The 13,108-nt window shown below is 60.6% G+C and carries 15 protein-coding genes and 1 tRNA gene; 8 read left to right on the forward strand and 8 right to left on the reverse strand.

What is annotated here, in order from left to right; genetic code table 11:
• Together B2994_RS00230 and B2994_RS00235 are read right to left on the reverse strand one after the other, a co-directional pair.
• The coding region (locus tag B2994_RS00230) for a MerR family transcriptional regulator (RefSeq protein WP_291526411.1) at positions 1-225 on the reverse strand (225 nt) is incomplete at its 3' end.
• Between the two features lie 407 nt (positions 226-632).
• Entirely contained in the window at positions 633-1,058 is a 426-nt protein-coding gene (locus B2994_RS00235) for a peptide deformylase (RefSeq protein ID WP_291526412.1), read from the reverse strand.
• A 94-nt stretch (positions 1,059-1,152) separates the two neighbouring features.
• On the opposite strand from B2994_RS00235, the gene B2994_RS00240 reads away from it, so the two are divergent.
• Both B2994_RS00240 and B2994_RS00245 read left to right on the forward strand, forming a co-directional pair.
• Positions 1,153-1,959, forward strand: coding sequence for a bifunctional diaminohydroxyphosphoribosylaminopyrimidine deaminase/5-amino-6-(5-phosphoribosylamino)uracil reductase RibD (locus tag B2994_RS00240; RefSeq protein WP_291526413.1), 807 nt, complete (start codon positions 1,153-1,155; stop codon positions 1,957-1,959).
• A gap of 7 nt (positions 1,960-1,966) precedes the next feature.
• Positions 1,967-2,479, forward strand: coding sequence for a GNAT family N-acetyltransferase (locus B2994_RS00245; protein ID WP_349675647.1), 513 nt, complete (start codon positions 1,967-1,969; stop codon positions 2,477-2,479).
• 99 nt (positions 2,480-2,578) lie between these two features.
• Here B2994_RS00245 and B2994_RS00250 read toward each other — a convergent pair whose 3' ends face one another.
• From B2994_RS00250 to B2994_RS00260, 3 genes are all read right to left on the reverse strand, one after another.
• Positions 2,579-3,202: a DUF47 domain-containing protein gene (locus B2994_RS00250; protein ID WP_291526414.1), complete on the reverse strand. Its 624-nt coding sequence runs from the start codon at positions 3,200-3,202 to the stop codon at positions 2,579-2,581.
• A 20-nt stretch (positions 3,203-3,222) separates the two neighbouring features.
• On the reverse strand, positions 3,223-4,263 hold the full coding sequence (locus tag B2994_RS00255) for an inorganic phosphate transporter (RefSeq protein WP_414630609.1): 1,041 nt from the start codon (positions 4,261-4,263) through the stop codon (positions 3,223-3,225).
• A 190-nt stretch (positions 4,264-4,453) separates the two neighbouring features.
• Complete coding sequence (locus B2994_RS00260; RefSeq protein WP_349675648.1) at positions 4,454-5,137, reverse strand: HD domain-containing protein; 684 nt, start codon at positions 5,135-5,137, stop codon at positions 4,454-4,456.
• Between the two features lie 206 nt (positions 5,138-5,343).
• On the opposite strand from B2994_RS00260, the gene B2994_RS00265 reads away from it, so the two are divergent.
• Complete coding sequence (locus tag B2994_RS00265) at positions 5,344-6,648, forward strand: class I SAM-dependent methyltransferase (RefSeq protein WP_291526416.1); 1,305 nt, start codon at positions 5,344-5,346, stop codon at positions 6,646-6,648.
• An 84-nt stretch (positions 6,649-6,732) separates the two neighbouring features.
• Here B2994_RS00265 and hdhA read toward each other — a convergent pair whose 3' ends face one another.
• Positions 6,733-7,554: a 7alpha-hydroxysteroid dehydrogenase gene (gene hdhA, locus B2994_RS00270; RefSeq protein WP_291526417.1), complete on the reverse strand. Its 822-nt coding sequence runs from the start codon at positions 7,552-7,554 to the stop codon at positions 6,733-6,735.
• A 146-nt stretch (positions 7,555-7,700) separates the two neighbouring features.
• Here hdhA and B2994_RS00275 point away from each other — a divergent pair, with 146 nt between their 5' ends.
• The 3 genes from B2994_RS00275 to B2994_RS00285 all read left to right on the forward strand — a co-directional run bounded on the left by B2994_RS00275 (position 7,701) and on the right by B2994_RS00285 (position 11,227).
• On the forward strand, positions 7,701-9,092 hold the full coding sequence (locus B2994_RS00275) for a cytosine permease (RefSeq protein ID WP_291526418.1): 1,392 nt from the start codon (positions 7,701-7,703) through the stop codon (positions 9,090-9,092).
• A gap of 7 nt (positions 9,093-9,099) precedes the next feature.
• Positions 9,100-10,377: a cytosine deaminase gene (codA, locus tag B2994_RS00280; protein ID WP_291526419.1), complete on the forward strand. Its 1,278-nt coding sequence runs from the start codon at positions 9,100-9,102 to the stop codon at positions 10,375-10,377.
• Positions 10,378-10,597: 220 nt separating this feature from the next.
• On the forward strand, positions 10,598-11,227 hold the full coding sequence (locus tag B2994_RS00285) for an ECF transporter S component (RefSeq protein WP_291526420.1): 630 nt from the start codon (positions 10,598-10,600) through the stop codon (positions 11,225-11,227).
• A gap of 72 nt (positions 11,228-11,299) precedes the next feature.
• On the opposite strand, the gene B2994_RS00290 is transcribed toward B2994_RS00285, so the two are convergent.
• Positions 11,300-11,373, reverse strand: a tRNA-Ile gene (locus tag B2994_RS00290).
• Between the two features lie 142 nt (positions 11,374-11,515).
• Between B2994_RS00290 and B2994_RS00295 the strand changes: the two genes are divergently transcribed.
• A complete protein-coding gene (locus B2994_RS00295; protein ID WP_291526421.1) occupies positions 11,516-12,325 on the forward strand; it encodes a hypothetical protein in 810 nt (269 codons plus the stop codon).
• Between the two features lie 74 nt (positions 12,326-12,399).
• On the opposite strand, the gene B2994_RS00300 is transcribed toward B2994_RS00295, so the two are convergent.
• A complete protein-coding gene (locus B2994_RS00300; protein WP_291526422.1) occupies positions 12,400-12,711 on the reverse strand; it encodes a hypothetical protein in 312 nt (103 codons plus the stop codon).
• A 144-nt stretch (positions 12,712-12,855) separates the two neighbouring features.
• On the opposite strand from B2994_RS00300, the gene B2994_RS00305 reads away from it, so the two are divergent.
• The coding region (locus tag B2994_RS00305) for a hypothetical protein (RefSeq protein WP_291526423.1) at positions 12,856-13,108 on the forward strand (253 nt) is incomplete at its 3' end.

A 13,108-nucleotide genomic window follows, 5' to 3' on the forward strand; every position in this document is an offset into this window, starting at 1 on the left:
CTTGATTCCGAGGCCGCATCGCCTGAGGCAAGTCAATCCGTTGATCCATGCGATGCTCCGCTCGTCGAAGATGCGGCGGTTGTTCTGATCCCGCTCGACTCCCGGCACGAGCCCGGAATCGCAGTAGAACTTCAGCGCTTCATAGTTCGTGCCGGTCAATTCGCAGGTCTGCCTCATCGTATAGGTCTGAGTGTCTGTGCGGGATGATGTCGTCGCGGTTGTCATATGCGGCCTCCTTGCGGATGATGCGCGTTGGAACGTTCTGCGGTGTCGCTGGAGAGAAGTTTGGTCTGGCCGCAGTGCTTTTGATTGCGTCTAGCGTGGCATGTTTCCGATTGCATTCACCGGTGGCTCCGGATGATACGAATCCCTGCGCTGATTCCAGGCGTCGAGGCCGATGCCGCCTGGATCCGTACTGATTTGAACGCTTCGACCGGACTGCGGTTCCATGCAGCGTTCGGAGATGAATATTCGTTGCGTCGCCAGCGCATCAACACCACTGTCATTAGTCCGGAGACCATGGGGCGATTCAAACGATATTGTCTGGCGTCACCATTACGCGGCGTTTGGCAGCGGCCGTCTATTCGCGCGGAACGATACGACGCTGGGTATATGGGGAGAGTCGGGTGCGATCAGATGATCACGCCGTCGCAATGGTCGATCTCGTGCTGGACGATCTGCGCGGTGAAGCCGGTGAACGCGGCATGGCGTTCGCGGAACCTACGGTCCATATAATCCACTTCGATGCGCTGGTAGCGCAACGTGCGGCGCTCGTCGTTGAGCGACAGGCATCCTTCGGAGGTATCGTAAGCACCATCCTGCGCGGTGATGCGCGGATTGAACATGAGTGTGATGCGGCCGCCCAGATCCTCGTCCACGAACGCGATGATGCGTTTGGGCACGCCGATCATGTTCGCGGCCATGCCCACGCAGCCGTTGCGGTGCGCGTCGAGCGTATCCTTCAGATCCTGCGCCACGGCAAGATCGGCCTCGGTGTTCCGCGCCTCCTCGGACGGTTGGCTCAGAAACGGTATCGCTGTCGTAATCGGGCGCTGCATGGCCGGCTCCTTTCCCCGTGACTTTCCGCGCGAACGCATGGCGTGCGGACGGAACATGTGTCATATCGTATAACCAGGGCGGTAAAGTGCCTGCATGACGACGAATGCGGTGATAGGGACGGGTGGTTCCTACGACGGGTACATGGCGATGGCGCTTGATCTGGCTCGAAACGGCGTTGGCTGGGCGGATCCGAATCCGCTCGTCGGCGCGGTGGTGGTGCGAGACGGCGAGATTCTCGCCACTGGCTACCATGACCGCTATCGCGGCCCGCATGCGGAACGTATGGCATTCGACTACGCCGATACCCATGGCATCGATCTGACCGGAGCCACGATCGTCGACACACTCGAACCATGCTGCCATGTCGGATCGCAACCGGCCTGCACCGATCTGATCATCGCACATGGAATCGCGCGGGTGGTGGTCGGCTCCATCGATCCCAATCCGATTGTGGCGGGCAACGGCCTGCGCATCCTCGAACAAGCGGGGACCGAGGTGGTGCGTGATGTGATGCGCGCCGAATGCGATGCCATCAACGCGCCGTTCTTCCATTACATCACCACAGGCTTGCCGTACCTTGTCGACGGACGGCGGCGAGAAGGGGAAAACCGCGCCGATTACGAGACTCGACGGCGACGCTTATACTCCACCTATGCCGCGGTGCTTGCGGAAGGCGAACCGAACGTTTCCATTGCCCGGCTGGTGGCGTGCTTTGACGGGCCGGTGCAGTCGGTTGCGCAGGGCGCGGTGACGATAGACGGGCATCGGCCGCTGTATCTTGATGCGACCGCGCTCGCAGGCAGGGACCCGTATGACTTGTTGCGCGAATTAGGCAGGCGCAAAATCGACAGCCTTATCGTTGAAGATGCGCTGTGGCTGGGACGGTTGGGAATGTTATGATCCCGTTGTGCGATTGATGGAACCATGGCTGGGTGATCCGGAACGGGTGTATGCGCTGTTCGGGAGGTTTCCCGCGGATGAGAACGGATTTGAGAATCCTGCGGCGGGCATGAGCAAGGCAGCTTTCGCCGATTATGTGCGGGGTCTGAAAAACGAGGCCGCCGGCATCGGTCTCAAGCCCGGATGGGTATCCGCCACCAAATACATCCTCATGAACGATCGAGGCGATTATGTCGGCATCTTCAATTTGCGGCACAGGCTCAACGACGCATTGCAGGAAGGCGCGGGGCACATCGGATACGGCATTGCCCCGGAATGGCGTGGCCGCGGATACGCCACCGAAGGATTGCGGCTAGCGCTCATCAAGGCACGCGACGAATTCGGCATCACGGAGGCGTATCTGTCGGTGCATAAGAGCAATCCCGCGTCCTTGGCCGTTCAGCGCCACTTCGGCGCCCGCATCGACCATGAGCCGGACGCCGAGTATTTCACGCGCATCGACACCACGGCCATTGCCTAAACGTGGTGCATAAAACGTTCGGTGCCCGGATCGAGTGGCATGACGATGCGGCCGCCGGATCCCCGTTCACGAACGCGACGATGCGCTTGCGTTCGTCGGTCAGCTGTTCTTCATGACGATGTTATCGATGACGTCGGCCACCTCCTCGCAGGCGTCGAGGCACTCCTCGAGCTGCGAGTACACCTCGTGCCAGGCGAACACCTGCATCGGATCGTCGCAGGTGGTGTGCAGCGTGCGCATGGCTTCGACGAACAGCGCATCGGCCTCCTGCTCGATGTGGTTGATGTCAAACACGAGATTGCGCAGTTTCTTCTGCTTTTTGAACTGCCGCATCAGGGCCACGAGCTCCGCCATGGTCGTGCAGGATTTTCCCAGCAGGTCAACCATGCCGAGCGCTTCGGGACGCATCCCAAGGACGTTGTCGTAATACATCCGGTGCAGCACGCCTTCGATTTCATCGGTTACGTCGTCGAGGCGAGCGCTCAGCTCGGCGACGTCCTCCCGGTCGATGGGCGTGATGAACGCGGTGACCAGGGCGTCCACCAAACCGTGGCGCACGTCGTCGGCGGCCTGCTCGATCCCGTGCATGCGGGTGATCTGTTCCCTGAGCTCCTCGGGCTTGAAATCATGCATCAGGTCGTTGAGCATGGTGGCGGCCTTGAGGGCGTATTGGGCGCTTTGGTCGAAGGAATCAAAGTAAAAAGAGTCCTTGATTTTTGCCATCGGGGGATTGTTTCCTTTCGCTAGAACACCAGAATGAAGAGTTTGGCCATGGCAAAACTGATCAGGCCGCAGCCGGGGAATGTGAACACCCAGGTGAGCATCATGTCTTTGACGACGCCGAAATTGATGGCCGACAGGCGCTTGACGGCGCCGACGCCCATAATCGCGCTGGTTTTGGTGTGCGTGGTGGACACGGGGATGCCGAGCATCGTCATGAGCATAAGGCAGACGGCGCTTGAAAGATCGGCGGAGAACCCCTGGTATTTCTCGAGCTTGACCATGTCCTGGCCCACGGATTTGATGATGCGCTCGCCGCCCACGCTGGTGCCCAAGCCCATGATGACGCTGCACAGCAGCATCAGCCATACCGGGATCACCACGCCGGACGCCCCGGTCTGTCCGCTGCAGAACGCCATGCCGAGGAACAGCACGCCGATGAATTTCTGCCCGTCCTGAGCGCCGTGCATGAAGCTCATGGCCGCGGCGCCTGCGATCTGCGCGTATCGGAAGAAGCCGTTGGCCCGGCGGCGGTCGAGTCCGGCGCACAGGAGCGTGACGATGTTGCAGACCAGCCATCCGATGACGAAGCCGAACAGCAGGCTGGCGACCAGGCCGTAGATCACTTTGACCCATTCGTTCATGTTGATGCCGGCCACGCCGTTTTGGATCGCGATCGCCGCGCCCGACAATCCGGCGATGAGGCTGTGGCTTTCGGAGGTGGGAATGCCGAATCGCGCCGCGACGACGCTGTAGATCACGATGGAGAACAGGGCCGCGCACAGCGCGATCAGTGCGGATTGGCTGTCCGCGCCGAAATCGACCATATTGGAGATCGTCGATGCGACCGACGCGTTGATCTGCGTCATGATCAGCACGCCGAGGAAATTGAATACGGCCGCCATGATCACCGCGGAACGCACCTTCATGCACCGGGTCGTCACGCAGGTGGCGATGGCGTTGGGGGCGTCGGTCCAGCCGTTGACGAAAATCACGCCAAGGGTCAGCGCCGTGGTCAGCATCAGTGCCGGGCTTGCAAGCATTTGCTGAATGAAATGCGTCATCGTCACGTCCAAGGCGTCGTCTCACACTCCTCGTTCCTCATCGTTGAACACCTAGAGTTTACCTGACGTTCACCGAAGAAACTACGTAGTTATCGGAGGAGATGGCGAGTGTCGCGAAATTGATGCCGGTTTCGGGCGGTATCGATGGGATGGTGGAGAGGGGGAGAAGAGAGAGGAGGCCCGATCGCGGTTAGCGCATGATCGCGTCACGTCCGCGCCGCAGCGCCAGCAGTGTGCGATACGCTCCGGAACGAACCGGTCCGATGCCGTCGATCATGGGATCGGCCGACGACATAGGACGGGTCGCTCCCATCGAGGGGATGATGGGCAACGCCTCGCGGTCCTCCAGCTCTCGGCCGCCGCGGAAACGGTCGAGGTTCACGGCTTCCGACGTGGCGCAGATCTTGTCGCTGAGCGACACCAGCCAGCCCTCGGGATATTTCGGCGGCACATTGGTGAGCGGATACATGTGATTGGTCAGGGAGTCGGCCACCACGTCATTGACAATGGCCTCTCCGAAGTCGCGCATGGCGTTCAGGCAGGCGATGCGTCCGTGGGTGAACCCGTGCAGGCGATGCCATTCCGCATTGTCATGCCAGTCATAGAGAAAGTAGTCATGCAACAGGGCGGAGACGACGAGATCGCGCATATCCACTCTGTGGTCGAGATTGAAGCGGTTCACCAGACGCACGGCCCGCTGCGCCACCGCCATGGAATGCTCGAAGGTGGTGGTGGTGCCATGCTGGACATATCGCTTTTCGGATTGCATGCCATCGGACTCGATGATGTCCTCGCCATATTCCAATACCGTGAGACCCGCATCCGAAGCCGAGTCGATGTCAAAATCCACGTTCGTGATCAAGGGTGCGTCCAATCCTGCTCCTCGCCATGCCTTCCAACCATCGCCCAGCATAGCCAATGTGCTCGTCAACATTCCCGGGAGTCCCCGTGCACACCGACGCAATCGCCCGTTGTACGCGCCCCTCCGTCTGCCGGTCAGTGGTCCGCCAGGGCATTGGAAACGGACTAAGCTGTTATCGGTGTGGTATACATTCCGCGCTTCATGAAAGGGGTGGCCCTATGGCCAATGGAAAATCGATGACGGTGGGCGAGATGCTGGCCATGTTCCTCGCTCCTCAGACGCCAATTCGCATGGATGCCTTTGACGGGTCGTATTTCGGCTCACCGTCCGCCGACCTGCATCTTCGCATCACCAGTCCGAACTGCATCTACCAATTGGCGGCCCATCCCAACGAGATCGGCGCCGTGCGGGCATATGTGCTGGGCGATTTGGACGTGGATGGCATCAGCTATGCCAATCCGTATCCCGTGCTGCGTGGGTTGCTGGACCTCGCCTCATACGTGCGCAGGCCGTCGCCGTCCGAGCTGGCGCGCTTGGCCGCCGCCGTGCTCAGCCATGGATTCCACAGGCCGCCGGTGCCGCAAACCGAAGGGCCCAGCAAGTTTGCGCGCATGAAGCGCGGGCTCATGCCGCATACGGAGAAGGCCGATTCGGAGACGGTGAGCTTCCATTACGACATGTCGAACGAGTTCTACGCCGATTTTCTCGGGCCCTCCATGACCTACACCTGCGCGGTGTTCGACGATGAGGCCATGAGCCTCGAGGACGCACAAGCGAACAAGCTGCGCCTGATTCTCGACAAGCTGGGGCTTCAGCCGGGGCAGCGGCTGCTGGACATCGGCTGCGGCTGGGGCTCCATGGTGATTGCCGCCGCCCGCCGCGGCATCAAGGCGCTTGGCGTGACCCTGTCTCGCGAACAGGCGGATTGGGCCAACGAATGGATCGCCCGCGAGGGCCTGCAGGACTTGGCCGAGGTGCGCGTGCAGGATTATCGCGAGGTGCCGGAACGCGACTTCGACGGCATCTGCTCGATCGGCATGATGGAGCATGTGGGCGTCAAGAACTACCAAAGTTATTTCGAGGAGATGTTCAAGCTGCTCAAGCCCATGGGCAGGCTGCTGAACCACCAGATCACCATCAGCCACGACAAACCGGATGGCAGGCCCGGCCAGGACGAATTCCTCGACCGGTACATCTTCCCGGACGGTGATCTGGGAGCCCCAGGCTTCATCGAAAGCTGCATCCATGACGCGGGCTTCAACCTGGTGCATCAGGAGAATCTGCGCCAGCATTACGCGCTGACCCTGCATCATTGGTGCGAGAATCTCGAGGCGAATTGGGATGACGCGGTCCGGCAGGTTGGATTCGAACGGGCCAAGGTGTGGGGGCTGTACATGGCCGCCTGCGCCCTCAACTTCGAGATCGACGGCATCCAGATCCATCAGTTCCTGGCCGTCAAGCCCGATCGTGTGGGGCATCCGGATGGCAAATGGTATCCGCTGCGTCCATGGTGGCGGGCCTGAACGATACGCCCCGGTCTGGTGCGCCACGGCCGTGATCCGTTCGGCGGCTGGCTGATGATGCCGCCGAACGGGATCGCTCGGCCATCAGCCGCGAGCGGTGGCGAGCGACTGGAGGTCGCCGAAGACCGGGGTGGCCAGTCCGAAGCCGCCGGCCACCGCCAGGCACTGCCCGGTGGTGAACGCGGCGCCGTCCGACAGGAAGTACACCACGGCGGCGGCGATTTCCTCCGGGGCGGCCATGCGCTTGATCGGCGTGGACTTGAGGAACATGGTGCGGAAGGTGTCGTTCAGGGCGTTCTGCACGGCGTCCGTGGCGGTCATGCCGGGTAGGACGGCGTTGCAGCGGATGTTCTTGCGCGCCACCTGCACGGCGATGTCCTTCGTGAGATGTTCGATCGCGGCCTTGGAGGTGCCGTAGGCGATCTGCGAGATGTCCGGCACCTCGCCGCCGATGGAGGAGATGTTCACAATCGAGCCGCCTTCTTCGGGCATCGCCTTGATGGCGGCCTGCGAGGTGATGAACACGGACTTGAGGTTGACGGTGAGGGTGTTGATGAAGGTGTCGACGTCGGTGTGCTCGATGTCCAGATCCTTGCGGGGGTCCGACGTGCCGAAGTTGTTGACCAGTCCGTCCACACGCCCTTCGGCGGCCTTCACCGCGTCGATCATCTCGGTGTAGGTTTCGTCCTTGGTCGCGTCGTTGTACACGGTTTTCACCAGTCCGCCGTTGGCCTTGACGGTTTCGTCCGCGTTGACCTCCTCGGCGCGGGCGGCGGCGCGTTCCATGTTGCGGGCGCCCAGATACACGGTCGCGCCCTCCTTGGCTGCGGCGGTGACGATGGCGAGTCCGATGCCGCGGGTTGCGGCGGTGACGACGACGACTTTGTTGGCGAGTTTTCCGGACATATTGCTCCTTGAACGCTGTGGATAGGGTAACTCCAGTCTACGGTCGGATGGAAACAAGCCCGGGCAAAACGCCGGAAATCGCGTCCGACACATACCCGGGCCATCATTGATCCGACGGAAAATCGATCACAAGATAAGGAGCAGGGATGTCCGCGTCCGCACCATCCGACAAATATGCGCTCGAAATCATTGAGCCACAGGAGAGAAAATCCTCCAATTGGGACATGTTCGCCACATGGGTGGCCGCCAATGCCAATAACGGCACCTGGTTCATCGGCGGCGTGATCGCCGCGTGCGGTTTCGGCGGCGCGCTCGGTCACCTCACCTGGTCGTCGATCGTTGCCTATCTGACGCTGGCCGGCATCGGCTACATCGGCTACAAGGTCGGCGCCACCACGATGGGTGCGGCGCGCGCGTCCTTCGGCATTCGCGGCAGCTACGTGCCCAGTGTGATGAACATGGTGATGTATGTCGGCTGGACGGCCGTGAACACGTTCATCGCCGCCACGTCGGTGTCGATTCTGCTCAACGAGATGCTTGGCTGGCCGGTATGGGGCGAACCGGGCGGCGAAAAGGGCATCATCGTGGGCATCGTGGTGATGAGCCTGCTGCATCTGGCATCCGTTTCCACCGGCGCCAATTCGGTGCGCATCATCGAACGCGTCGGCGTGGTGCTGGTGTTCGTCTTTGCGATCTGGGAGACCGTCGCGGTGTTCCAACAGGTGAGTTTCGACCAGATTCTCAGCTGGACGCCGCCGGCCGGCGACCAGATGGCCTCCGGTGTCGCGGTGGACAAACTCGCCGCCTTCAACCTCGGTTGGGTGACCTGCGCCGCCGACTTCACCCGCTTCTCCAAGAAACCGTCCGGGTCTCATATCGTGCCGTTCGTGGGCGCGTTCATCGGCGTATGCTGGTTCGCGTTGGTGGGTCTGGTCGCCACGATCTCCATCGCCATCACCTCCGGCGCCTATGATGCCAACAATTCCGACCCGTCCACCATAGCCAGCAAGCTCGGCCTGGGTGCGCTGGCGCTGATCGTGGTGATTCTGACCTCCATGACGGCCAATGCCGTGAATCTGATGGCGGCCGGTTCGTCGCTGACCAATATCGCCACCAAGCTCAAGCTCACCCCCGCGCTGTGGATCGTGACCCTGATCGCCTGCCTGGTCACCTTTATCCCGCTGATCATCGGCAGCTTCCTCGATTCGTTCACGCTGTTCCTCGATTACATCGGATGCGCGCTTGGCCCGGTGACCGCCATCATGCTCACCGACTTCTTCATCCGCAACCACGGCGACTATTCACGCAAGGACCTCACCGCGGAAGGCGGCCGGTTCTGGTACGCGTCCGGCATCAATTGGGTGGCCCTGGGCTGCTGGCTGTTGGGCGTCGTGCTGTACATACTGCTTGGCAAGGTGCCGTTCCTCACCGCCACCGTGGGCGCCACCTTCCCGAACATGATCATCGTGGCGCTGGTCTATTGGCTGCTGATGACCTGTGTTGTGGACAGGCGCGCGGCGACGAGCGGGGAGGCGTGACGAAACCATGCTGATCACCAGCGTCAACGTAGACAACAAGGGCGAACTCAAGGACGTGCGGATTGCCGACGGCAAGTTCGAGCGGTTCGCGCCCGCCGGCACGCTGAAGCCCGAGGCGGGCGAGGAGACGATCAACGGTGCCGGCAGGCTGCTGCTGCCGCCGTTCGTCGATCCTCATATCCATCTGGATTCCACCGGTACGGCCGGCCAGCCCGAATGGAACGAAACCGGCACGCTGTTCGACGGCATTCGCATCTGGGGCGAGCGCAAGAAGACCCTGAGCATTGAGGATGTCAAGGAGCGTGCCCGTGCCACCATCCGCCGCCAGGTGGAGCAGGGCATCCAGCATATCCGTACGCATGCGGACGTCACCGATCCGACACTGACCGGCCTGCACGCCCTGATCGAACTGCGCGACGAGCTGAAGGATGTCGTGGACCTGCAGGTGGTGGCCTTCCCCCAGGACGGCATCCTTTCGTTTCCCCATGGCAAGGAGCTTATGGAGCAGGCCGTCAGGGACGGCGCCGATGTGGTGGGCGGCATCCCGCATTTCGAGTTCACGCGGCAGTACGGCGTGGAATCGGTGCATTTCCTGATGGATCTGGCCGAGCGGTATGACCGTCTGGTGGACGTGCACTGCGATGAGATCGACGACCCGCAGTCGCGCAATCTCGAGGTATTGGCCACCCTGGCCCTCGAAAAGGGCATGGGGGACCGCGTCACCGCGTCGCATACCACCGCGATGGGTTCCTACAATGACGCCTACGCCTACAAGCTCATGCGCCTGTTGAAGATGTCGGGCATCAATTTCGTGTCGAATCCGCTGGTCAATGTGCATCTTGGCGGACGCTTCGACACGTACCCGAAGCGCCGAGGCGTGACCCGTATCCATGAGCTGGCGGCGAACGGCATCAATGTGGCGCTTGGCGAGGATGATGTGCGCGACCCGTGGAATCCGCTGGGCGACGGCAATATGCTCGACGTGCTCATGATGGGCGTATACATCGAGCACATGATGGGGTACGGTCAATTGCAGGATTCGTTCCGGTTCATCACCTACAACGGTGCGCGCACGCTGCACATCGCCGACCGCTATGGTCTCGAGACCGGCAAGCCGGGCAACTGCATTCTGCTGGACGCGCCCGATTTCTACACCGCGCTCAATCAGCATGCACCCGTGCTGGCGAATATCCGAGCCGGGCGAGTATTGTGCTCGCGGCCTTCGGCGCATGCCGACATGACTGGCGACGGCGGCCTGCTGAGTCCGGGAGGCCGGGCGGCGTAGCGCAGTCGCGAACAATGCCTCTTGCGCATGTTGCATGATGTTGCATGGCCCGTCGCGTTCCCTGGCGCGTCGGGCTGTTGCGTTTGGGGGGTCGACTGCTATATTGGCGCTCGGCGTTCCGCCCGAGCCGCGCAGGTCCGGGGACGCCCGATTGCCATAGACAGTGCGCGGCGTTCCGCATGTGATGCACAGCGGAAACGAGGATCACAGGGGTGAAACCATGTCTGCGTCCACATCCATCCAATCAACATTGCGTCGTTCTCTTCGGTGGGGGACCGCCGATATCGCGGTCGGTGCCGCTCTGGGCGTCGCCTGCGGTGTCATTCAGTGGGGATTCAATTTCGTGTCCGGCCCGTTGTTCGCGGTGGTCGGCGCGATTCTGCCGGGACTGTCCAGCGTATTTCACGCGATTTGGTATTTTTCCGGAACGCTGGGCATTGTGGTGATTCGCAAGCCCGGGGCGGCCGTCTTCGTCAACATCGTCGGTGTCGCCGTGCAGATGCTGCTCGGCAACCAGTTCTCCTTCGGCTTCGTGTTCTTCTCGGCGGCCCTGCAGGGGATTTTTGCCGAATTGCCGTTTGCCTTGGCTCGCTACCGCAAGTACAGCCTGCCGCTCAGCATGGCCGCCGGCGCCGCCACCGCCGTTGAATACGGTTTCTATCTGCTGCTGTTCCGCTATCAGGGTGTGTCACTGTTCTCCCCGCGCGGCATCGTTCATATGACCTGTGAGATCATCGGCGGCGTGCTCGTCGCCGGGGTGTTCGCCTGGTATCTGTTCCGGGCCATCGCCGCCACGGGCGCGTTGGATCGCTTCGCATCCGGACGGTCGGTGCGCGCGGTCGTCGATTGACGGTCTGAAACCCTCGTCCTGAAAAGGCTCCGCTTCGCTGCGTACCGCATGCGAACCGGAGCCTTTGCCGTGTGCCCCCGCACAGGCTTGAACTGTGGACCGACGGATTATGAGTCCGCTGCTCTAACCGACTGAGCTACAGGGGCGCGACGTCCCAGTATTCCACGGGGCAAGGATTTTTCCGTTGGTTTCGAGGACACGGTGGTACAGTACGCCAAGAGCTGTCTCAAAGACGAGTTCCTTGGGGTTGCGGAAATCGTGGTGACGTGTGGAATGCGAGGAGCGTGCATGGATAGGAAAAGCATCGAAACAGGTCTGTCCGACAAGCAGCTGTCGGCGGTGGCCGATCTGGCCAAAACCAATGTGTATGCCAGGCAATCCAAATGGAAGACCTTCAGGGAGCTGCCCAACAAGGACAAGCTCCCCTTCTTCGTCCAGCATTTTCTGGTTGGAACCGTGGCGGTTGTGGCCGCTGTCGCCTTGGTGATCGGTCTGATCGTTTTCTATGCCACGCGTGCGCCGTCAACGAAGCTGTATGTGGCGTCCTTCGGGTTGTCGGATTACAGCCGGCAGCTGCAGGATCTGCAGAATGATTTCGCGGCGCAATACCCACAGGAGGATTCGCGCGTTTTCTCCATTGACTCGAATTTCGTCATTTCGACTTCGTCGTCCGGGGCGTCCCCGTCGGAGTCGGCGTCCGCCGATGCGTCCTCGTCGTCGCAGGCTGGTACGGGGCAGTCCGCGTTGCTCGGGGGATCGTGCCTTGACGACTCGGCCAAGCTCGCCGCAATGATGGCGTCGGGCGAGATCAACGTGCTGGTCGGCACCAAGCCGCTGATGCGCGAATTGGCGCAGCGAAACAGCATCAACGATCCGACGGCCGTGCTGGATTCCGCGAAGCTCGCCGAACTCGGCGACGCGGTGGTGTATCAGGATGATCTCGTGGAAGGCGCCGACCATACCCCGATCGGTCTGAATCTGTCGAAATCCGACGTTTGGAAGGCCAAGGGGCTGCCGGATAATGCGGTGCTCGGATTCGGCAACGTCACCAAAGGCACCGAATGGCCCCTCAATTTTGTGAACTATCTGTTTAAGTAGTTGGAATCCTCTTCGCGCATATACTGGCGACCCGGGTGGATCCGGGCCGCCAGCGCTTAGATCTTGTGCTTGCACTACTGGTCTTTACGGCAGAACAGATCAAGAAATATCTTGGTGTCGCGAATAATAAAACCAATAAAATTAACAATAATAATGGCTGCCAGAAGAACGAGATTTGCAGTGTAGTTGTTATACAGACAGATAACTGCTATCAATGCGGCCAGTAATATTTCGAGAATCACAATACAATCAAGCTGCGCTCGCCGGCCGACATCAGGACGATGACGATTGGCAGTCGGTGTTGCAACGCAGCCGTGAATCTTCGCACGCCATGCACGATATTGCCGCGGCGTTGCGTTCTTCTGGGCAATCGACGAGTGAGTCACTTGATCTTACCTCGCTGGTTGATCGGCAGAGGCAGGAATTGAGCGAGGCTGGATTTCAGGGCATGGCGTGAGTTTCTTGTGGTGCAAAGCAGGTCAGCATCACATGCCGAATCAGTGTACCTTGACGGTGATCTAGGTGAAGAAATGCGACTGCTGTTGCTGGAATTGGCGGCCAATATTCGTAAATACGCTGATTCAAGTGAGCTCTATCGTCTGTATATACGAGTCGAACCGATGTCTGTGGAAGTTAGTCAATCGAATCGGGTACGAGAACAAATTGCAGCGTATAACGCTGCGAAGAACTCATCAAAGAATATGGATAACGGTAATGAGCATTCAGTATCTGGCATAGGAATGAGTGGTCATATAGCGAGAATTCGCGATCTTGGTGGCGAAG

Origin of the sequence: Bifidobacterium sp. UBA744 (genome assembly GCA_002298605.1) — a bacterium.
In the GTDB taxonomy this organism is placed as follows: Bacteria; Actinomycetota; Actinomycetes; order Actinomycetales; family Bifidobacteriaceae; genus Bifidobacterium.

What these genes read in the sequence shown, in the direction of transcription:
- hdhA (WP_291526417.1), bottom strand. Translation starts at nt 7,554, where the DNA reads ATGTCCGGAAAACTCGCCAACAAAGTCGTCGTCGTCACCGCCGCAACC.
- B2994_RS00240 (WP_291526413.1), top strand. Translation starts at nt 1,153, where the DNA reads ATGACGACGAATGCGGTGATAGGGACGGGTGGTTCCTACGACGGGTAC.
- B2994_RS00275 (WP_291526418.1), top strand. Translation starts at nt 7,701, where the DNA reads ATGTCCGCGTCCGCACCATCCGACAAATATGCGCTCGAAATCATTGAG.
- codA (WP_291526419.1), top strand. Translation starts at nt 9,100, where the DNA reads ATGCTGATCACCAGCGTCAACGTAGACAACAAGGGCGAACTCAAGGAC.
- B2994_RS00295 (WP_291526421.1), top strand. Translation starts at nt 11,516, where the DNA reads ATGGATAGGAAAAGCATCGAAACAGGTCTGTCCGACAAGCAGCTGTCG.
- B2994_RS00285 (WP_291526420.1), top strand. Translation starts at nt 10,598, where the DNA reads ATGTCTGCGTCCACATCCATCCAATCAACATTGCGTCGTTCTCTTCGG.
- B2994_RS00250 (WP_291526414.1), bottom strand. Translation starts at nt 3,202, where the DNA reads ATGGCAAAAATCAAGGACTCTTTTTACTTTGATTCCTTCGACCAAAGC.
- B2994_RS00235 (WP_291526412.1), bottom strand. Translation starts at nt 1,058, where the DNA reads ATGCAGCGCCCGATTACGACAGCGATACCGTTTCTGAGCCAACCGTCC.
- B2994_RS00255 (WP_414630609.1), bottom strand. Translation starts at nt 4,263, where the DNA reads ATGACGCATTTCATTCAGCAAATGCTTGCAAGCCCGGCACTGATGCTG.
- B2994_RS00265 (WP_291526416.1), top strand. Translation starts at nt 5,344, where the DNA reads ATGGCCAATGGAAAATCGATGACGGTGGGCGAGATGCTGGCCATGTTC.